Genomic DNA, 21,238 nt, shown 5'->3' on the forward strand with positions numbered 1-21,238 from the left:
TCGCAAGGGAGCGAGACGCCATGGGCGCCGTAGCTATAGAACAACCAACGAAAACCACCAAGCTCAATAAAGAAAAAATGAGGGAGGGTGTTGCCTCTGCGGTTCGCGTTTCCAGAGAGGTTTTTGAGACAACCAGAGAGACTCGGGTGCTGGTTTCTCTGGTGCTGGTATTGCTCTTGACTGTATCCGCTATTGGTGTGGTGATCAGTGCCCATAAAAATCGAGAGTTGTTCAATACCCTCTCTACCCTGCAAGAACAGCGGAATGCCCATGAGCGGGAGTGGAGTCAGTTGCTTTTAGAGCAGAGTGCTTTGAGTGCTCACGGTCGTGTTGAAAAACTGGCTGCAGATCGGTTCGGCATGCGTGTTCCCGGGCGTCAGGATATTGTGCTGGTGCCGTTGATGACGCCGATAGCGGCTAAATAGAAAAAACAACAACAGCAGGGTGACCAATTTGTCCGGTCGAAGCAGGCAGACAACAAGCTGGGTACAGCGAATGCTGGCAGGTTTAAAAGCCTGGCGCTTTGGCTCTGTGCTGGGCGTTTTTCTGCTTATTGTACTGGGTATAGGTTGGCGGGTTACTGATCTGTTGGTGGTGGACAACGACTTCCTGCGCAAACAGGGGGATGTGCGGACGATTCGCGTGGAATCGATTGATGCTCATCGCGGCGTTGTGACGGATCGTCACGGCGAGCCTCTGGCGGTTAGTACTCCGGTACAAACGGTGTGGGCCAACCCTTCAGAAATTGATCCGGAAGACCCTAAGCTGGCGGCTCTGGCAAGACTGCTTGAATTGTCAGAAGGGGAGCTGCGTCAGCGACTCCGTGATTATGCCAGTCGCGAGTTCATTTATCTGCGCCGGAAAGTTCAGCCGGCTATGGCCAGAGATGCGTTAGCGCTGGGTGTGGGTGGTGTTTATGCGCGCCAGGAATATCGCCGTTATTATCCGGCGGGCGAGGTTACGGCCCATGTGGTTGGGTTTACCAGCATTGATGAACAAGGTCAGGAAGGTATTGAACTGGCATATAACCAATGGCTGGAAGGTGAACCAGGTGCCAAACGGGTGCTGAAAGACCGTCGCGGGCATGTCATCAAAGATCTGATGTTGATTCGTGATGCCCGTCCGGGGCAAGACCTTGAGCTGAGCATTGATCTTCGCCTCCAGTATCTTGCATATCGTGAGTTGAAAGCCGTCGTTAGTGCACACAAGGCTCGAGGTGGAACACTGGTGATGCTTGATGTGAGCACTGGAGAAGTGCTGGCGATGGTGAATCAAGGGTCTTATAACCCCAATGACCGCTCTCAGTTGGCCGCTGAAAATCTGCGTAATAAAGCGATTACTGACTTATTTGAACCAGGTTCTACCATTAAGCCGCTGACCATCGCTGCGGCTCTTGAGTCTGGCCAATATAAGGTGAATAGCACCATAGATACGTCTCCGGGCTACCGAAGATTCGGGCGTTTTACGATTCGGGATCATCGCAATTATGGCGTGATGGATCTGACGGAGATTATCGTCAAATCCAGTAACGTGGGTGTCAGCAAGATAGCGACAGATCTCGGTGGAGACGTTTTGAGTAACCTCTTTGCCCGGATGGGGCTGGGGCAGGCAACAGGTATAGGCTTCCCGGGGGAAGCCGTTGGCGTTTTACCAGCACCAGCCAAGTGGCGTCCTGTAGAAGAGTCGACTCTCTCATACGGCTATGGCGTTAGCGTGAACGCGTTGCAGTTGGCGCAAGCCTACATGGTTATAGCGAATGGCGGGATTCGGTATCCGGTGAGCCTGCTGAAGCAGGAACAGCCGCCCCAGGGGCAGCGGGTCCTTTCTGAAAGTGTCACGATTGAAGTTAGAAAAATGTTGAAGCAGGCGGTAGCCAGAGGAACCGGTGGCCGGGCGCAGCCTGGTCTTTATGCTGCCGGAGGAAAGACCGGAACGGTTCATCTTGTGGGCGCACAAGGCTATGAAGACAACATGTACAAGGCCATTTTTGCCGGTATGGCCCCCATTGATGACCCAAGAATTGTGACGGTTGTAGCCGTTGATGCGCCCCAGTCGGGTGAATACTACGGCGGCGAAGTTGCTGCGCCAGTATTTGCCCGTGTAATGGGCGATGCACTGAGGCTGCTGAATGTGAAGCCTGAACTGGAAGTTTCCGGAGCCGCGGCTCCCGGGGTTACTTCCGGGGAGAGGGGTTAAGCCATGTGCATCACATCCATAAATACATTGCTGCAAGGTATTGCAGATGTGCCATCGGTTTTTGATGTCACTATTCACGGCCTGCAAACAGACAGCCGGAAGGTGAAATCTGGCGATGCGTTTATAGCGTTGTCTGGAGCGAAAACGTCTGCTGAAGCCTATGTTGATCAGGCGATTGGCGCAGGCGCTACGGCGGTTTTACTTGAGGTAGAAAGCCCGAAAGAGTGCCATGAGAGGCAAGGGGCCTTGATTGTGCCGATCGTTGGTTTGCGTGAACAGTTAGGCAGGATTGCCACTCGTTTTTTTGAGCATCCATCCCGCCACCTCCGGGTGATCGGTGTCACTGGAACCAATGGTAAGACATCGGTAACCCAGTACATCGCCGCACTACTCAAAGACACGGGCACACCGTGCGGGGTTTTGGGTACGCTGGGATACGGAATGCCCGGAAAGTTGCAGCCTGCAACTCACACTACGCCCGACGCCGTTCAGGTGAACCGGGTGTTGAGTCAGATTCGTCGCGACGGTGGTCGTGCTGCAGTGATGGAAGTGTCTTCCCACGCTCTGGATCAGGGGCGTATCGACAAGCTGACAATGACTGGAGCAGTGTTCACCAATCTGACTCGGGATCACCTGGATTATCACGGAACGATGGAAGTCTACGGTGAGGCCAAGGCGCGCTTATTCCAGCGGGAAGAACTGCACTTCTCAGTCATTAATTTCGATGATCCGTTTGGACGTCAGCTCTACGACCAGGTTGAGGGTTTGTGCGACAGGATTCGTTATAGCCTGCATGAAGCCCAAACAGAATTGTGGTTGAAGGAATTTACTCCGACAGCATCAGGCTTCCGTGCCATGGTGGATGGTTTATGGGGTGAATTTGAGCTGCAAGTACCATTAATGGGTAGTTTCAATGCAAGCAATGTGCTTGCTGCGCTGGCAACTGTTCTGACCCTGGGTGTGCCAGTAGATCGTGCCGTTGATGCCTGTTCACGGCTGGTGCCCCCAGCTGGACGTCTGGAGCGGTTTACCGGCTCGGATGGCCGCTGTGTGGTGGTGGATTATGCGCATACACCCGATGCCTTGGCGAATGCGTTGGCAGCACTGAAACCCCACGTTAGCGGTAAATTGATTTGTGTGTTCGGCTGTGGAGGAGATCGTGATTCAGGCAAACGGCCGGAAATGGCTGCGGAAGCTGAGAAGCGTGCAGATGTCGTCATAGTAACAGACGACAACCCTCGCTCAGAAGATCCCGTGCAAATTGCAAAGGATGTTGCTCAGGGCTTTTCTAGTAGCTTTGGCTATCAGGTTATTCATGACAGAGCAGCAGCGATTGCCGATGCGATTGCTATGGCCGGGCCGGAAGACTTGGTGTTGATCGCGGGTAAGGGGCATGAGGCCTGGCAGGAAGTGGCGGGCCAGAAATTGCCATTTAGCGATGCAGAACAGGTTCGTCACCAATTGCAACTCAACGGAGGTGTGGCATGATGCGCGCCTTTTCTCTGGCAGAGCTGCAGGGTTGGCTTAGCGCTGACTTGGCCGGTGCGCAGGTTGGGCCTGAATCTGTTCACATATCCGGGGTGTCTACAGACACTCGCTCCGTGGGTGAAGGGCAGTTGTTTGTAGCGCTTCGCGGAGACCGTTTTGATGGGCACAAGTTTCTGCAGCAGGCTTGGTCTCAGGGGGCTGTTGCGGCAGTTGTTGATACCGCGGATGAATCTGTTGAGATACCGCAACTGGTCGTCAGGGATACTGTTAACGCGCTGGCTGCTCTGGCAGCGGGTAATCGAGATGAAAGCAGTGCGCGCCTGGTTGCTATAACCGGGAGTAGCGGTAAGACAACCGTCCGTCAGTTGACTTCGTCCATTCTTGAGCAAATGGGCGATGTGCTGGCAACAGAAGGCAACCTGAACAACCACATAGGTGTTCCGCTGACCTTGTTTCGAATGGCTCCAGAACATCAGTTTGGCGCTATTGAGCTTGGCGCAAGTGGTTTGGGTGAAATTGCGCATACAGTTGCCATTGTGCGCCCTCAGGTGGTGATTCTGACCAACGCGGGTCAGGCACACCTCGAAGGATTTGGCAGTTATCAGAATATCGTGGCTGCCAAGGGTGAGATTATTGACGGTGTCTCTCGTGACGGCCTGGTGGTGCTCAATCGTGATGATGCGGCCTTTGATCAATGGCGTATGCGTGCCGGAGACCGCCGGGTTGTCAGTGTGTCGCGTATGAAGCACCCCGAAGCAGATTACCGGGCTTCGGCAAATGTTATGGCAGACCAGACACTCGCTCTTCAGGTTGAGGGGCCGGATGACTGGCGTTGCGAGTTATCCCTGCCCTTGGTCGGAGAACACAATGTCACTAATGCCTTGTTGGCAATAGCTGCATGCAGAGAGTTTGGGGCAAGCAATGAACAATTGCTCCAGGGCTTAGGCAGAGTTCAGGCGGTTAAAGGTAGGTTGCAGGTGTTAGTGCCCGCTCAGGGTTTGACGCTGATCGACGACAGCTACAACGCTAATCCTGCTTCTATGAAAGCAGCATTGGATGTGCTGTCTGAATACCCGGGTGAGCGAGTGGCAGTTTTGGGTGCTATGGCAGAGCTAGGCCCGCAGGGCGATGAGCTGCACCGGGATGTGGGCGCATACGCAAAAGAAAAAGGTATTGAACGGTTGTTGGTAGTGGGTTCCGGTTGTGGAGGCTATGTCGACGGCTTTGGGCAAGATACCGAACAGTTCCAGGCCCATGAGCAAGCCATAGACGCCATCTTTGATGGCCGTCAGGGCACCATGACAGTGCTGGTGAAAGGTTCTCGAAGTTCCGCCATGGATCTTGTGGTGGAGGGAATTCAGACAAAGGTGAAAAACACATGCTGCTCTGGTTAACAGAGGTTTTATCTCAACATTTTTCTGCACTGACGGTATTTCAGTACCTGACGGTGCGCGCCATTCTGGGCGTGTTGACCGCACTACTGATTTCTCTGTTGATCGGTCCGCTGATGATCCGGAAGCTCAGTCAGTATCAGATTGGTCAGGCGGTGCGGGATGACGGTCCCCAAACGCATCTGAGCAAAGCCGGTACGCCTACTATGGGAGGCGCTCTGATTCTGGTTGCTATCACGATTTCTACACTGCTGTGGGCTGACCTTAGCAACCGTTATGTCTGGACCGTATTAGTGGTCACCATACTTTTTGGCGCGATTGGCTGGGTTGATGACTACCGTAAGGTGGTTGAACGTAACCCCCGTGGTCTTCCAGGGCGCTGGAAGTACTTTTGGCAGTCATTGATAGGTGCGGCTGCGGCGGTGGTTCTTTATGCCACCTCAACCTTGCCGCAGGAAACATCGCTCTACCTGCCATTCCTGAAAAATGTATCGCTGACTCTGGGGCCGGTGATGTTCATCCTGCTGACGTATTTTGTGATTGTTGGCAGTAGTAACGCGGTAAATCTGACGGACGGTCTCGATGGTCTCGCAATTATGCCGACTGTCATGGTGGCGGGCGCACTGGCTATTTTTGCCTACGTGTCGGGGCATGCACAGTTTGCCAATTATCTGTTGATTCCCCACTTGCCGGGTGCCGGTGAATTGATCGTATTTTGTTGTGCTTTGGTGGGTGCCGGTCTCGGGTTTTTGTGGTTCAACACCTATCCTGCCCAAGTGTTTATGGGCGATGTAGGCGCTCTTGCGTTGGGGGCTGCGTTGGGTGTGGTTGCTGTCATTGTTCGCCAGGAGATTGTTCTGTTTATCATGGGCGGCGTGTTCGTCATGGAAACCATTTCGGTGATCTTGCAAGTAGGTTCGTTCCGCCTGACGGGGCGCCGAATATTCCGCATGGCACCGCTGCATCATCATTTTGAATTAAAGGGATGGCCTGAGCCGCGAGTCATTGTGCGGTTCTGGGTTATTACAGTGGTTCTGGTCTTGATTGGCCTCGCCAGTCTGAAAATTCGCTAGGAAATGGCCACGGCTATGAGTGTCATTGTTTCAGATCGTCGCACATTGATCGTAGGGCTCGGTAAAACCGGGCTTTCCTGCGTGCGCTATCTATCAGGGCAAGGCCGGGAAATTACCGTGGCCGATAGCCGCGAGAACCCTCCGGGGCTTCAGGAACTGCGCCATGAATGGCCTGATGTGCCGGTCTGTCTCGGAGCGTTTGATCCGGACATGTTCGCCGGCTTTAGTGAGCTCATTGTTAGCCCTGGCATCAGTGTTGCTGAACCTGCGATTGCGGGTGCTGCAGAAAAGGGCGCACTCATCCGGGGGGACATCGACCTGTTTGCTGAGGCGGCAGACGCACCTGTTATTGCCATCACTGGGTCAAACGGCAAAACCACCGTAACCACGCTTGTGGGAGAAATGGCGAAGGCTGCCGGGAAGAATGTCCGGATTGGTGGGAACATCGGAACGCCTGCGCTGGATCTCCTTGGGCAGGGTGCAGATCTGTACGTTCTGGAGGTCTCAAGCTTTCAGCTGGAAACCACTGAGGCACTGAATGCTGTTGCGGCAACCGTGTTGAACGTCAGCGATGATCACATGGATCGCTACCCGGACAAAATGGCGTACTTCCAGGCTAAGCAAAGGGTCTATCGCGGTTGCAAAAATGCCGTTGTGAATCTGGATGATGCTCTGAGCACGCCGATGGCGCGGGATAATCTGCGCTTCTTGTGCTTCGGGTTTAACCGCGTGAACCCTGAAACATTCAGCACCCGAGATGATGATCAGGGAACCTGGATCACGTTTGGTTTTGATAATTTGTTGTTGGCCAGTGAGTTGAAGTTGATGGGGCGCCACAACGTCAGCAACGTAATGGCTGCGCTTGCGCTAGGCCGGGCTGCAGGTTTGCCAATGGCTCCAATGTTGGATGTAGCCCGCCAGTTCCGGGGCCTGCCTCATCGTTGTGAGTTTATCCGGAACCTGGGTGGCGTTGATTATATCAATGATTCCAAAGGTACTAATGTCGGGGCAACTGTCGCGGCTATTGAGAGTCTCGTACCGGAGCAGGGTAAGGTTATTCTGGTGGCTGGTGGTGATGGTAAGGGCGCTGATTTCTCACCATTGGCTGAGCCGGTGAGCCATCTGTGCCGTGCCGTTGTCTTGATGGGCCGGGATGCCGATGCAATTGCTGCCGCTCTCGGAGAGAGTGTCAACGTAGTTAAAGCGGATAGTCTGAAAGGAGCGCTGGATAAAGCTCATCGCTTAGCAAATGCTGGTGACCGGGTGCTGTTGTCACCAGCCTGTGCAAGCTTTGATATGTTCCGGGATTATAACGACCGCGGTGATCAGTTCCGCGCACTGGTGGAGGCACTCTGATGCACGTCGCTGCCAACATCCAGTATCACCAGGTCAAGCCCTTGGAGCTCCAGCCGCTCCCGGTTTTGATTTTGTCCTCAGTGGCACTGCTGGTTATTGGGGTCGTGATGATTTCGTCGGCTTCGATGGATATGGCTGCAGCGACACTGGGCAATAGCTATCACTATGTCATTCGCCAGGTGATTTTTGCTGCGCTTGGCTGTTTGGCTGCCCTGATTGCGGTAAATGTACCGACTTCCTGGTGGGAGCGGAGTGGTTGGTTGCTTTTAGGTATTGGTCTGGCTGTTTTGGTGTTGGTGCTCACGCCTCTGGGGCGCACCGTCAACGGTTCTACCCGCTGGATACCTATGGGGTTGTTCAATGTTCAGGTTTCTGAAGTTGCTAAGCTTTGCGTGATCGCTTATCTGGCAGGCTATGTGGTGCGTCGCCGGGATGCACTGCTGAACTCCTGGTCAGGTTTCATCCGGCCGTTGATTGTTTTGGGGCTGGCGGTTGGATTATTAATGATTGAGCCAGACTTCGGTGCTTCTGTTGTTTTGACCGTTGCGGCTGCCGGCGTCATTTTCCTGAGCGGTGTACGGCTGACCCGGTTCTTGCCATTGATTGGGCTAATGGCGTTCTTGGGCACTGTATTGGTTGTTAGCGCACCCTACCGCCTGAAAAGGGTAGTGAGTTACCTGGACCCCTGGAAAGACCAGTTTGATAGTGGTTACCAGCTCACCCAATCATTGATTGCCTTTGGTCGCGGTGAATGGACCGGTGTTGGTTTGGGTAACTCGGTTCAGAAACTGTTTTTCTTGCCTGAAGCGCATACCGACTTCATCTTCGCAATTATTGCGGAAGAGTTTGGTCTTCTTGGGGCATTGATCGTACTGGCACTGTTTACAGCTTTGGTAGTGAGCGGGCTTGTGATTGCTCGCAGAGCAGAGAAAAACGACATGCCATTTGGCGCCTGCTTTAGCTACGGTGTCACTCTACTCATAGGTTTACAGGCAGTTATCAATATGTGCGTTTGCACAGGGTTGCTACCAACCAAAGGGCTGACTTTGCCCCTGGTGAGTTATGGCGGTTCTAGTTTGATGATTACCTGTATCGGCCTGGGTGTGCTGGCGCGAGTAGAAATGGAGCGCTTGGATAAAGAGAAGATGGCGTCAGAACTACCGGCACGAAAAACTCGAGGAGGCGCTGTGTATGAATAGTCCTCGTCGTTTCCTGATGATGGCTGGTGGCACCGGTGGGCACGTGTTCCCGGCACTGGCAACCGCCAGAGCGCTGCAGGAAAAAGGCCACGAAGTCTATTGGCTGGGCGCTAAGGGCGGCATGGAAGAGCGGTTGATTGGTGAGACGGATATCCCTCTTTCACTTATTCATATTACCGGTCTTCGGGGCAAGGGAAAGTTGGCGTTATTGCTGGCGCCGTTCCGCTTGATGCGGGCGCTGGGTGAAGCGTACACACTCCTGCGCAAGATTAACCCAGACTGTGTTGTGGGCATGGGAGGCTTTGTGACTGGTCCAGGTGGAGTCGCCGCATGGATGCAACGTAAGCCTCTGGTTATCCATGAACAGAATGCAGTAGCTGGCATGACCAATCGACTGCTGACACGCTTTGCATCCACAGTGCTGGAGGCCTTCCCGGGAAGCTTCGGTGACAAGGTTGTAACGCGCTGTACCGGCAATCCAGTACGCAAAGACCTGGCGAGTCTGCCAGAACCCGGGCAGCGGCTTGCTTGCAGGCAGTCGCCGGCCAGAGTGTTGGTTGTTGGTGGCAGTCTTGGAGCACAGGTGTTTAATCAGCAGTTACCGCGGGCTCTCGCTTTGTTGTCTGAGGGTGAGCGGCCGCAGGTCCGGCATCAGTGTGGTGAAAAGAATTTTGAAACAGCCCGAGCGGCTTATGATACGGCTGGCATTCAGGCCAGCATTGAACCGTTTATCCGCGACATGGCCGAAGCTTATGAATGGGCTGATCTGGTGATTTGTCGGGCAGGAGCTTTGACGGTGTCTGAGCTGTGTGCTGCTGGCGTTGGCGCTGTTTTAGTGCCATTTCCCCATGCGGTGGATGACCACCAGACGCGTAACGGACAACACATGGTTAAAGCCGGTGCTGCAATTCTGGTCCCTCAGTCTCAGGTGACCCCAGAGGTGCTTGCCGAAACGCTAAAAGACTTGACCGGCAACCGCGAAAGAATTTTGAACATGGCGAAGGCCGCCCGCTCGCTGGCGCGCCCCGATGCAACGGAGAGAGTTGTGAACTACTGTCTGGAGGCCGCCAATGGCTGAGTTGAATAGTCCGCCACTGGTGTATCAGGTTCCTGAAATGCGCCGTATTCACCGAATTCATTTTATCGGAATTGGTGGTGCGGGCATGAGCGGTATTGCCGAAGTTCTGAAGAATCAGGGATATGACGTTTCCGGTTCTGACATCAAGGACAGTGTTGTGACGGCCAGGCTTCGTGCTATGGGCATTGAAGTCCAGATTGGCCATCGGGCAGAAAACAGCGCGACTGCAGATGTCGTGGTGGTGTCCTCTGCCGTTGCCGATGAAAACCCGGAAGTAGTGTCGGCTCGCGGTCGTCGCATACCCGTTGTCCCTCGTGCAGAAATGCTGGCGGAAATTATGCGGTATCGGCACGGCATCGCAGTTGCTGGAACCCATGGCAAAACCACAACAACGAGCCTGATTGCCTCTGTGTTGGGTGAGGCGGGTCTGGACCCTACGTTTGTCATTGGAGGCAAGCTGAACAGTGCCGGCACTAATGCAAAGCTAGGCGGTTCCCGTTATCTGGTGGCAGAAGCCGATGAGAGCGACGCATCGTTTCTACACCTGACACCAACCGTTTCGGTGGTCACTAATATCGAAGCCGACCATATGGAAACCTATGGTGGGGATATCGAAAAACTGAAGCAGACGTTTGTGGATTTCCTGCATAACCTGCCGTTCTATGGCGTTGCCGTGATGTGCGTTGATGACCCTTATGTGCAGGAAATTATTCCAAGAATCTCCCGGGCCGTCATTACCTATGGCATTGATAATCCGGATGCTGATTATAGGGCTGAAAACATTCTCTCAGACGGTTTGAAAACCAGTTTTGTTGTGCGCCGACCCGGTGGGCGCCCAGACCTTGACGTTGAGTTGAAAATGCCCGGGCGCCACAACGTGCTCAATGCACTTGCGGTTATTGCCGTAGCTACAGACGAAGGCGTTGACGAGCAGGCTATTTGTCGCGGATTGGCCGGTTTTGCAGGTGTGGGACGTCGGTTTCAGGTGTATGGCGAGTATAAAACGTCCCGTGCGCAGGTCACCTTGGTGGATGATTACGGGCATCACCCGACTGAAGTCGAAGCTGTCATTAAAGCTGCACGTGGTGCCTGGCCGGAGCGTCGCATTGTCATGCTGTATCAGCCGCACCGTTTCACTCGAACCCGGGACCTGTATGAGGATTTCGTCCGGGTGTTGTCCGAGGTGGACGGCCTGTTGTTGATGGACGTTTACTCAGCCGGTGAACCTGCAATCCCCGGTGCTGATAGCCGGGCTCTATGCCGGAGTATCCGGCAGCGAGGCAGCCTCGAGCCGATGTTTGTTGAAGATAACCAGGAAATAGAAAGTCTTCTGGAAACAGTGCTTCAGGACGGCGACCTGTTGATTACCCAGGGTGCCGGTGATATTGGCGGCGTAGCTGCACGCCTTGCCGCAAAGGGAGTAGCAGAAAGTGAGTGATATGACCCATACCGACACTCAAACATATCAGGCGCCCCCCGAGTTGGTAAAAGCTCTGGGGCGGGTTGCGGTATTTATGGGCGGCGATTCTGCTGAACGAGCAGTGTCCCTGAAAAGTGGTGAAGCCGTGTTGGCAGCCTTGCAGTCTGCAGGTGTTGATGCCCGAAGTGTAGATGTTCGTGGCAGCTTGCTGGATGCTGTGATCGCGCCGGATTTTGACAGGGTATTTATTGCGCTTCACGGGCGGGGCGGGGAAGACGGCACGCTTCAGGCAATCCTGGAGCAAGCAGGCATTCCCTATACCGGTAGTGAGGTACTGGCGTCGGCTCTGGCCATGGACAAGTTGCGCACGAAATATGTTTTTGAAGGCTGTGGCCTGCCAACTCCGGCATTCCGGGCCATGAAGTCTGCTGATGAAGCTGAAGATATTGTTGCAAGTCTGGGGGCGCCATTAAGTGTTAAGCCAGCCCACGAGGGCTCCAGCATTGGTATCCGAAAAGTCCGTACTGCCAGTGAGCTGGTGGAAGCCTACGAGTCTGCAGCGGCAATGGATGACTTGGTGCTGGTTGAGAAGTGGATTGAAGGGCCGGAGTTTACGGTCAGCTTGCTTCAGGACAAAGCTCTGCCGGCTATCGGCTTGAGCACAGATCATGATTTTTACGATTACGACGCGAAGTATCTGGCTGATGACACCCATTACAGAATCCCTTGCGGGCTGCCAATAGATGATGAGTTGCGTTTGCAGCATTTGGCCCTGGATGCATTCCGTGTGTTGGGGTGCCGCACCTGGGGGCGGGTCGACATCATGCAAGATGCGAACGGTGAATTCTGGTTGCTCGAAGTGAATACCGTGCCAGGAATGACTGATCACAGCCTGGTTCCAATGGCGGCGAAAGCCGCGGGTATCAGCTTCCAGGAACTGGTGGTGCGAATACTGAAAGACACTTTGGTGGAGGCGCCGAATGCTTGAAACATTACTGATCCGGAGCCGGGCAGTACCGCCTGAGCAGCCCCGTCGACGGGGGGCAACCTCTGTAGAACCTGGGCAAGACCGGTTTGGTGTGTTGAAAGCTGTTTTGTCCGCCGTGCCTTGGCTGCAGGTTGGTCTGGGCGCCACCATTGTGTTATTGGCAGCCCTGGTGCCATGGGGTACTGACCGTTTGTTGGCCGCCATGGATCAACAAATAGTGGCGGTGGATGTTCACGGCAAGTTTGTCGGAGACAGTCAGATTGGGATTGAACGAGCAGCCGGGGCCTGGATAGGAAAAAGTTATTTCTCGACGGATCTTGCTGAGATTAAAGCTGCGCTGGAAAGCCGGCCTTGGGTTGAGTCTGCGGCAGTAAGGCGTGTGTGGCCTGGTCGGCTTGTCATCGATATTCGGGAGAAGAAACCGCTGGCCTATTGGAGTGATGGGCGTTTGGTGAGCCGTTCAGGTGAGCTGTTCTCGCCGCCGAACCCTGAAGTGGCTGGGCGACTGCCACGGTTGTCCGGGCCCGATGAGAGGGTTCGGGAGGTGATCGCCATGGCGCGCAATATGAGTGAACAGTTATTTGGTTATGGTCTTGGCTTTGCCGGGCTGTCACTGGAACAGCGTGGTGCGTGGACTCTGACTCTGACGAATGGAATTGAAGTGGTACTGGGGCGGGATAAGGTCGAGCAAAGGTTTGAACGCTTCATAACCGTATACGAGAACCGACTGGCCTCCCGAGTGGATGAAGTCAGTCGGGTAGATGCCCGCTACACCAATGGCGTTGCGGTGCAGTGGAAGGCGGATGCAGCAATTGCTGCACCGAAATCCTGATAACGATTAATACGAACCTGGGGTTTGGTGAAACACATGTCATCGGTTGAAACGGAAAACATGATTGTCGGCCTGGATATCGGAACCTCCAAGGTGGTTGCGATTGTCGGCAAGCGAAAGATGGATGGAACCATCGAAGTTGTCGGAATCGGTTCCCACCCATCCCGCGGGCTCAAGCGCGGAGTGGTGGTGAACATTGAAGTGACGGTACAGGCTATTCAGCGTGCGGTTGAAGAGGCTGAACTGATGGCGGGTTGCCGGATTCATTCGGTATATGCCGGTATTGCGGGTAGCCATATCAAGAGCCTGAACTCCCACGGCATCGTGGCGATCCGGGACCGGGAAGTCACGCAGGCTGATGTTGATCGGGTAATTGATGCCGCGCAGGCGGTGGCCATTCCTGCTGATCAGAAGATTCTGCACATTCTTCCTCAGGAATTTGTGATTGATAACCAGGAAGGCATTAAGGAACCCATGGGCATGTCTGGCGTCCGTTTGGAAGCCAAAGTGCATCTGGTGACGTGTGCTGTCAACGCGGCTCAGAACATCGAAAAGTGCGTGAAGCGGTGTGGCCTGGAAGTGGATGACATCATCCTGGAACAGCTGGCATCCAGCCATGCCATCTTGACTGAGGACGAGAAAGAGCTTGGGGTTTGCGTGGTCGATATTGGTGGTGGCACCACAGATATCGCTGTATTCACGGGTGGGGCTATTCGTCATACCGCAGTAATCCCGATTGCCGGTGATCAGGTGACCAATGACATTGCCATGGCATTGCGGACACCAACCCAGAACGCTGAAGAAATCAAGATCAAGTATGCCTGCGCACTGACCCAACTCGCCGGTGCAGAGGAAACCATCAAAGTGCCAAGTGTTGGCGACAGGGCTCCCAGAGACCTCTCGCGCCAGGCGTTGGCGGAAGTGGTTGAGCCTCGCTATGAGGAGTTGTTCACGCTGGTGCAGTCAGAGTTACGCCGTTCCGGATTTGAAGAGCTGATTCCGGCGGGCATCGTAATCACGGGCGGTTCCTCCACCATGGAAGGGGTGGTGGAGCTGGCTGAAGAAATCTTCCACATGCCGGTAAGACTAGCCTGTCCTCAGGCAGTCTCCGGGATGACGGAAGTGGTTAATAACCCGATTTACGCCACGGGCGTTGGGTTGTTAATTCATGGCTTCCGGCAAATGGATCTTGGCCGGACGCCGGTGCTTAAAGGTGAAGACGCTCCTTCACTGATTGAGCGCATGAAAGCCTGGTTTACCGGTCATTTCTGACGGTGCCCCGGGTGTTGTACACGAAGGTTTCTCGAAAACACATAACGAATGAAATTAACCGGTCTGGAAAGTCCGGAAACAGCACGAAGGAGTAGGGGATATGTTTGAACTCGTTGATAATGTTCAGCAAACCGCAGTTATAAAGGTTGTCGGTGTTGGTGGTGGTGGTGGTAATGCCGTACGCCATATGCTCAATAGCGACATTGAAGGCGTGGAATTTATTTGCGCCAATACAGATGCCCAGGCACTGAAAGATCTGGACGCGCGTCAGATTATTCAGCTTGGCGGCAATATCACCAAGGGGCTGGGTGCAGGTGCTAACCCGGAAGTAGGGCGCCAGTCTGCTTTGGAAGATCGCGACCGTATCGCTGAATCCCTGAACGGCTCCGATATGGTGTTTATTACCGCTGGTATGGGTGGTGGTACAGGAACCGGAGCTGCGCCGATTGTTGCTGAAGTCGCCCGTGAGCTGGGCATCCTGACGGTTGCGGTTGTAACCAAACCGTTCCAGTTTGAAGGTGGCAAGCGAATGAGTGTTGCGGAATCCGGTCTGAAAGAGCTGGAAGAAAGCGTCGACTCTTTGATCACCATCCCAAACGAAAAGCTGTTGGCAGTCATGGGCAAGAAAACCAGCCTGTTGGACGCTTTTGCTGCAGCAAACGATGTACTGCTGGGTGCTGTTCAGGGTATTGCCGACCTGATTACCCGCAACGGTATGATCAACGTCGACTTTGCTGACGTAAAGACGGTTATGTCTGAAATGGGTATGGCCATGATGGGTACCGGTCGTGCGACGGGTGAAAACCGTGCGCGTGAAGCCGCAGAAGCCGCTGTGCGCAGCCCGCTGCTGGAAGACGTTAATCTGCAGGGTGCCAAAGGTATTCTGGTCAATATTACCGCGGGTATGGACCTGAACCTGGGTGAGTTCACCGAGGTTGGCGACATCGTTCGTGAGTTTGCTTCAGACTCTGCCACCGTTGTGGTTGGTACGGTGATCGATCCGGAAATGACCGAAGAGCTGAAAGTTACGGTTGTAGCTACTGGTTTGGGTGGTGAACGCGAAAAGCCGACCAAGGTTGTGGATAACTCCCGCACTCTGGATGGCAAAACTGATTACAACCAACTGGATCGTCCGGCCATTCTCCGTCGTCGTGCTGTCACGCAAGGCAACGTAGCATTGGACCAGAGCAAAGAAAGCGAAGAGCAAGGCGTGGATTATCTCGATATTCCCGCATTCCTTCGCAGGCAGGCTGACTGATAATCTGTCTCAAATCTGGCATAAGGCTGAGACACTCAATGAGGGTGAAAGTTTAAGTCTTTGTCAAACATGAGCTGGCTAACCATAGCGAGTGGCTATTAGTAAAGTTAAGTAATGTCATCTTGGTTAAATGGTGCTCAGTCTTGAATTCTGATATTCTACGGGCAGAATTTTGCTCAGAATATCGCTCTTTTGTGACGGAATAATGAACCGATGATCAGACAACGCACACTAAAAAACACCATCCGTGCGACCGGTATAGGCCTGCACTCAGGGGAAAAGGTTTACCTGACCCTAAAGCCTGCACCAGTTGATACGGGGATCATTTTCCGGCGTACGGATCTCGACCCGGTTGTCGAAATTCGTGCCTGCGCGGAAAATGTGGGTGAGACCATGCTGTCCACGACGCTGGTAAAAGACGGTGTGCGTGTGGCGACGGTAGAGCACTTGCTGTCCGCCATGGCCGGTCTCGGAATTGATAATTGTTTCGTTGAGCTCAGCGCATCTGAAGTGCCGATTATGGATGGCTCTGCTGGTCCGTTCGTGTTCCTGCTCCAGTCTGCAGGTATTTCAGAACAAGAGGCCGCAAAGCGTTTCATTCGTATCAAGCGTGAAGTGACTGTTGAAGAAGATGGCAAAAAGGCGACCTTTCTGCCGTTTGAAGGCTTTAAAGTCAGCTTTGGTATTGATTTTGACCACCCGGTGTTCAAGGGCAGGGCCCAGACCGCGACGGTTGATTTCTCAAGTACCTCCTTTGTGAAAGAAGTATCCCGCGCCCGAACCTTCGGATTTATGCGCGATATCGAAAAGCTGAGAGCGATGAACCTGGCTCTTGGTGGTAGTGTCGATAACGCCATTGTGGTCGATGACTACAAAATCCTGAACGAAGACGGCTTGCGCTACGACGATGAGTTCGTTAAGCACAAGGTGCTGGATGCAATCGGTGATCTTTACCTTCTGGGCAACAGCCTGATTGGTGAGTTCCGCGGTATTAAATCTGGTCACGATTTGAACAATAAGCTGTTGCGCAAGCTCAAGGCTGAAGAAGATGCATGGGAAGTGGTGACCTTCGATGACGAAGCAACTGCCCCGATTTCTTACATGAAGCCTGTGTTGGCGGTCGAAGGTTAAGGCTGGAAGCCTTAATCCCGGACGTGACTAGCGAGTTTTTCGAGAACCTCGCGTAATGCTTTATCCTTCGTGTGCCCGGCTTCCTCTGAGAGGAGTCGGGCATTTTCTTTACTGAGGGGCACCTTTTCTGCTTTCTTTCGCGCTTTGAATCTGGCTGGCACCACTTTTATGCGGATTTTCCAGACGAAACGGAAAAGTTCATTTTCCCGGAGTAACTCCATGATCTCGTGTTGGCGGAACCTTAGCCGGGTTGCTTTGCTGGCGGTGTCTGTAGACAGTACGAGCTCCCCATCCTGACAGGCGACAAATCGGGTACCTTCTACCAGGTCGTCGGGAATGGCCGAGAGGACAATTTGCTCTGCTTCAATATGCACACCGGCTTTCGCAATAAGTTGCTTCAGGGTAGAGCCTGAGCCTGGCGAAACTGTGCTGAAGATCATTTTTTGATCACTTTTTCTGTTCATTGCCGGGTTTTGCTCGACGACGCTGTTTACGATTGGTTACACTTCTGCACGCTTTGTACGTAGCATGGATATGACAGTCGTTTTACATTGTACTCTAAGAGATTGTCTACCGGATGCTACGACTTTTTTTCAGTACGTAGTTGTTGCTAAGGATAGCAGACCCGCTCGGAAATATTCCGGGTCGCAGCACTACAAGGATAAGGTTGCGACTCCCCAATGACACCGAACGACGATATGAATGTAATTTTCGTTGGTAAAAGCCATGGTCAGCATCGGTCCATACCGCTGAATGCCGCTTCTGTAATAAGCATAATTTTCATCGTGCTGGCGGTCATTTCTGCTGCTGCCTGGGCTGGTTATCAGGCCGCTATGGGGCAGGTTTCTGCTGCTGAACCGCAGGAGTCTGAGTTGGTTTCACAGTGGCAGCAGAAACTTAACGAGCAGCAGGCTGAAGTTGACAGAGTGCGGGAAGAAGTAGGGCACCAGATTGATGCCCTTACTCTTCGTCTGGGGCGTATTCAGGGTAGTTTGCTGCGCCTCGACGCCTTGGGTCAGCGATTTGTAGAATCTGGTCTTGTGGCTAGTGATGAATTTAATTTCGATAAATCTGCGGCTATGGGTGGCCCGGAAGAAGAGTTGCTGCCAGCCGACTCCTTCAGCGCCCCAGAGCTGACGAAAATGATTGACCAGATTGAAAAGCAAATTGAAGATCGTGAGAAGCAGCTGCGCTTGCTAGAGAAAGTTGCCTCGCGGGAGAAGCTGGAAGATGAGCTTTATGTGCAGGGTCGTCCAATTACCTGGGGCTGGCTGTCCTCTAAGTACGGCTATCGCTCCGATCCTTTCACGGGTAAACGTACCTGGCATGGCGGTGTTGATCTCGCAGGCAAAGACGGTAGTGACATCATTGCAGTGGCTAGCGGCGTGGTGACCTATGCAGATGAACGTTATGGCTATGGCAACCTGGTTGAGATAGACCACGGCGATGGCCTGGTGACTCGTTATGCTCATGCTAAAACAATCAAGGTGAACGTGGGCGACATCGTCCAAAAAGGCCAGGTTGTCGCCTTGATGGGAAGCACTGGCCGCTCCACTGGCCCGCATGTTCACTTTGAAGTGATCCGTAATGGCAAGCCCGAAAATCCGGAAAAATATATCCGGCGTGCAAGCCGCTGATTTCATTCCCGTGAAGCCCTCCTTTTGTCCTTTCGCTAAATAAGGTTAGAATGCCGGCTTCCTCCGTTTAACTGAAGAAGCCGTGGTCTATGTTCACAAAGCTTGCAACCAAGATGTTTGGCAGTAAGAACGCTCGAGAAATCAAGCGGATGCGCAAGGTGGTCTTACGTGTCAATGAACTTGAAGAGCAGTTTAGCGCGCTGTCGGATACCGAATTGCAGGGCAAGACCGCCGTGTTCCGCCGTCGCCTGGAAGAAGGCGAAACTCTGGACTCGATCCTGCCTGAAGCCTTTGCTACCGTTCGTGAAGCCAGTCGCCGTGTTATGGGTATGCGGCATTACGATGTCCAGTTAGTCGGTGCTATGACCCTGAACGAGGGGCGTATTGCCGAAATGAAAACCGGTGAAGGTAAAACCCTGGTCGCAACCGCTGCGGTATACCTGAACGCTCTCCTTGGCAAAGGGGTTCACGTTGTTACTGTGAACGATTACCTTGCCCGTCGTGATGCCGAATGGATGGGTAAACTCTATCGTTTCCTTGGCATGGAAGTGGGTGTTGTGGTTTCCGGCCAGTCGCCGGAAGAAAAGAAGGCCGCTTATCAGGCTGATATCACATACGGAACCAATAACGAATTTGGGTTTGATTACCTGCGCGATAACATGGCCTTCAGCATTGATGACAAGGTCCAGCGCGGGCTCCACTTCGCCATCGTGGATGAAGTGGACTCTATCTTGATCGATGAAGCTCGTACGCCGCTGATAATCTCCGGAGCGGCTGAAGACTCCTCCAAACTTTACCAGGCGATTAATACCTTGATTCCCAGCCTGGAGCAGGGGGAAGTCAGTGAAGAGGGTGAATCCTCGGGTGACTTCACCATTGACGAAAAAACCCGTCAGGTGGAATTGACCGAAACTGGCCACGAGAAAGTGGAAGAGCTATTGCTTGGTCGCGGTCTGCTGCAAGAAGGTGAAAGTCTGTATTCTGCCGCTAACCTTGGCTTGCTTCATCATGTCCACTCCGGGCTGCGAGCTCACCACTTGTTTCAGAAAGATGTTGATTACATCGTTCAGGGTGGTCAGGTCGTTATCGTTGATGAGCACACTGGCCGGACCATGCCAGGCCGTCGCTGGAGCGAAGGCCTGCATCAGGCTATTGAAGCGAAGGAAGGCCTGAAAATTCAGGCAGAAAGTCAGACCCTGGCTTCAACCACCTTCCAGAACTATTTCCGCCTGTACGAAAAACTGGCAGGCATGACCGGTACCGCAGACACCGAAGCTTTCGAGTTCCGTCAGATCTACGGTCTGGATGTTGTCGTGATTCCGCCGAATAAGCCAATTCAGCGGATTGATTACAATGATCTGGTTTTCCTGACTCAGGAAGAAAAATTCCACGCCATTATTGATGAGATTAAAGACGTAACAGCCGAAGGCCGGCCTATTCTGGTAGGTACTGCGTCGATTGAGGCGTCTGAACTCTTATCTATGTTGCTCAAGAAAGCACGTATTGATCATAAAATCCTGAATGCGAAGCAGCACGAGTCCGAGGCAATGATCATCGCCCAGGCCGGTCGCCCGGGTGCCGTTACCATTGCTACCAACATGGCGGGCCGTGGTACAGATATCGTTCTGGGTGGTAACTGGGAATATGAAGCCGCGGGTATGGCGAACTCTTCTGAAGAAGAAATCGCCCGTCTTAAAGCTGAATGGAGCGAACGCCACAATCAGGTATTGGAAGCCGGCGGTTTGCATATTATTGGTACTGAACGCCATGAATCCCGCCGGATTGATAACCAGCTTCGTGGTCGTGCAGGTCGACAGGGTGATCCGGGCTCTTCCCGTTTCTTCCTGTCGTTAGAAGATAACCTGATGAGAATCTTCGCGCCGGAACGTGTGAAGAATCTGATGCAGGCGATGGGTATGAAACAAGGCGAGGCCATTGAGCACCGCATGGTCACCAATGCCATCGAGAAATCTCAGCGCAAGGTTGAAGGCCGTAACTTTGATATGCGCAAAACTCTGCTGGAATACGATGACGTCGCTAATGATCAGCGTACGGTTATCTATGAGCAGCGTAACGAAGTTATGGCTTCGAACGACATTTCCGAAATGGTTGATACTATCCGGGCGGATGTGGTTGATGAGCTGATCAGTGAGTTCATTCCGCCTCAAAGTATGCCAGAACAGTGGGATGTGAGTGGTCTGGAGGCACAGCTACAATCTGAAATGGCAATTGACCTGCCGATTCAGAAGTGGCTGGAAGAAGACAGCAAGCTGTTTGAAGAAAAACTGCGTCAGAAGATTCTTGACGCTATTGTGGCTGAGTATAAGGCGAAGGAGGAAGTCGCCGGAGCTGAGTCCATGCGTAAGTTTGAAAAGCAGGTTTTCCTGCAAGTGCTGGATACGCTCTGGAAAGAGCACCTGTCGAATATGGATCACCTGCGTCGAGGTATTCACCTGCGGGGCTATGCTCAGAAAAACCCTAAACAGGAATATAAACGCGAAGCCTTTAACCTGTTTGAGAACATGTTGGATGGCATGAAGCGGGATGTAGCCCGGGTCCTGAGCCACGTTCGGGTGCAAAGCCGCGAAGAGATGGAGGAAGTGGAGCGTCGCCGTAAGGAAGAACTGGAGCGTGAAATGGCTCGTGCCAACCTTCGCCATGACGAAACCAGAGCCACTGCGTCAGGTCAGGGTGAGGGCGACGCCAATCAACAGGCAACACCAGACACTTTTGTGCGCCAGGAACGCAAGGTAGGCCGAAACGAGCCTTGCCCATGCGGGTCTGGTAAGAAGTATAAGCAGTGCTGCGGTAAGGTTAGCTGAAGCGAACCGGAAGTACACAAGCCAGAACCCGCAAACTGCCCAGGCATCGGCAGCTTGCGGGTTTTGTCGTTTTCAGGTTGGGATAATTCGAGGAGAG

The 21,238-nt window shown here is 53.3% G+C and carries 17 protein-coding genes; 16 read left to right on the top strand and 1 reads right to left on the bottom strand.

What is annotated here, in order from left to right; translation table 11 throughout:
• Positions 1-20 precede the first annotated feature (20 nt).
• From ftsL to lpxC, 14 genes are all read left to right on the top strand, one after another.
• Positions 21-425, top strand: a complete 405-nt coding sequence (gene ftsL / locus ABYA77_RS05310) for a cell division protein FtsL (protein ID WP_372964910.1) — start codon at positions 21-23, stop codon at positions 423-425.
• 70 nt (positions 426-495) lie between these two features.
• Positions 496-2,196 carry a peptidoglycan D,D-transpeptidase FtsI family protein gene (locus ABYA77_RS05315; protein WP_372964911.1) on the top strand — a complete coding sequence of 567 codons (1,701 nt, stop codon included), beginning with the start codon at positions 496-498 and terminating at the stop codon, positions 2,194-2,196.
• Positions 2,197-2,199: 3 nt separating this feature from the next.
• Positions 2,200-3,684, top strand: a complete 1,485-nt coding sequence (locus ABYA77_RS05320) for a UDP-N-acetylmuramoyl-L-alanyl-D-glutamate--2,6-diaminopimelate ligase (RefSeq protein ID WP_372964912.1) — start codon at positions 2,200-2,202, stop codon at positions 3,682-3,684.
• Positions 3,681-5,078, top strand: a complete 1,398-nt coding sequence (murF, locus tag ABYA77_RS05325; RefSeq protein WP_372964913.1) for a UDP-N-acetylmuramoyl-tripeptide--D-alanyl-D-alanine ligase — start codon at positions 3,681-3,683, stop codon at positions 5,076-5,078. The genes ABYA77_RS05320 and murF overlap by 4 nt, the downstream gene beginning before the upstream one ends.
• Positions 5,063-6,148, top strand: coding sequence for a phospho-N-acetylmuramoyl-pentapeptide-transferase (gene mraY / locus ABYA77_RS05330; RefSeq protein WP_372964914.1), 1,086 nt, complete (start codon positions 5,063-5,065; stop codon positions 6,146-6,148). Before murF ends, mraY begins: the two co-directional genes overlap by 16 nt.
• Positions 6,149-6,163: 15 nt before the next feature.
• The gene (gene murD, locus ABYA77_RS05335) at positions 6,164-7,504 is read left to right on the top strand and encodes a UDP-N-acetylmuramoyl-L-alanine--D-glutamate ligase (protein ID WP_372964915.1); all 1,341 of its coding nucleotides are present in this window, start codon (positions 6,164-6,166) and stop codon (positions 7,502-7,504) included.
• Positions 7,504-8,703 (top strand): putative lipid II flippase FtsW, encoded by a 1,200-nt coding sequence (gene ftsW / locus ABYA77_RS05340; RefSeq protein WP_372964916.1) that lies wholly within the window; start codon positions 7,504-7,506, stop codon positions 8,701-8,703. The genes murD and ftsW overlap by 1 nt, the downstream gene beginning before the upstream one ends.
• Positions 8,696-9,781: an undecaprenyldiphospho-muramoylpentapeptide beta-N-acetylglucosaminyltransferase gene (gene murG, locus ABYA77_RS05345; RefSeq protein ID WP_372964917.1), complete on the top strand. Its 1,086-nt coding sequence runs from the start codon at positions 8,696-8,698 to the stop codon at positions 9,779-9,781. The genes ftsW and murG overlap by 8 nt, the downstream gene beginning before the upstream one ends.
• The gene (gene murC, locus ABYA77_RS05350) at positions 9,774-11,219 is read left to right on the top strand and encodes a UDP-N-acetylmuramate--L-alanine ligase (protein WP_372964918.1); all 1,446 of its coding nucleotides are present in this window, start codon (positions 9,774-9,776) and stop codon (positions 11,217-11,219) included. The genes murG and murC overlap by 8 nt, the downstream gene beginning before the upstream one ends.
• Before the next feature lies 1 nt (position 11,220).
• Positions 11,221-12,189: a D-alanine--D-alanine ligase gene (locus ABYA77_RS05355; protein WP_372964968.1), complete on the top strand. Its 969-nt coding sequence runs from the start codon at positions 11,221-11,223 to the stop codon at positions 12,187-12,189.
• Positions 12,182-13,021 carry a cell division protein FtsQ/DivIB gene (locus ABYA77_RS05360; protein WP_372964919.1) on the top strand — a complete coding sequence of 280 codons (840 nt, stop codon included), beginning with the start codon at positions 12,182-12,184 and terminating at the stop codon, positions 13,019-13,021. The genes ABYA77_RS05355 and ABYA77_RS05360 overlap by 8 nt, the downstream gene beginning before the upstream one ends.
• Before the next feature lie 36 nt (positions 13,022-13,057).
• Positions 13,058-14,293: a cell division protein FtsA gene (gene ftsA / locus ABYA77_RS05365; protein ID WP_372964920.1), complete on the top strand. Its 1,236-nt coding sequence runs from the start codon at positions 13,058-13,060 to the stop codon at positions 14,291-14,293.
• Positions 14,294-14,393: 100 nt separating this feature from the next.
• Positions 14,394-15,551 (top strand): cell division protein FtsZ, encoded by a 1,158-nt coding sequence (gene ftsZ / locus ABYA77_RS05370; RefSeq protein WP_372964921.1) that lies wholly within the window; start codon positions 14,394-14,396, stop codon positions 15,549-15,551.
• Positions 15,552-15,764: 213 nt separating this feature from the next.
• On the top strand, positions 15,765-16,682 hold the full coding sequence (lpxC, locus tag ABYA77_RS05375; protein WP_372964922.1) for a UDP-3-O-acyl-N-acetylglucosamine deacetylase: 918 nt from the start codon (positions 15,765-15,767) through the stop codon (positions 16,680-16,682).
• Between the two features lie 11 nt (positions 16,683-16,693).
• Here lpxC and ABYA77_RS05380 read toward each other — a convergent pair whose 3' ends face one another.
• Positions 16,694-17,146 (bottom strand): DUF721 domain-containing protein, encoded by a 453-nt coding sequence (locus ABYA77_RS05380; RefSeq protein ID WP_372964923.1) that lies wholly within the window; start codon positions 17,144-17,146, stop codon positions 16,694-16,696.
• A 216-nt stretch (positions 17,147-17,362) separates the two neighbouring features.
• Between ABYA77_RS05380 and ABYA77_RS05385 the strand changes: the two genes are divergently transcribed.
• Positions 17,363-18,319: a M23 family metallopeptidase gene (locus ABYA77_RS05385; RefSeq protein WP_372964924.1), complete on the top strand. Its 957-nt coding sequence runs from the start codon at positions 17,363-17,365 to the stop codon at positions 18,317-18,319.
• Positions 18,320-18,408: 89 nt separating this feature from the next.
• Positions 18,409-21,141 carry a preprotein translocase subunit SecA gene (gene secA / locus ABYA77_RS05390; protein WP_372964925.1) on the top strand — a complete coding sequence of 911 codons (2,733 nt, stop codon included), beginning with the start codon at positions 18,409-18,411 and terminating at the stop codon, positions 21,139-21,141.
• Positions 21,142-21,238 lie beyond the last annotated feature (97 nt).

The organism is Marinobacter sp. (assembly GCF_041595835.1).
Taxonomy (GTDB): domain Bacteria; phylum Pseudomonadota; class Gammaproteobacteria; order Pseudomonadales; family Oleiphilaceae; genus Marinobacter.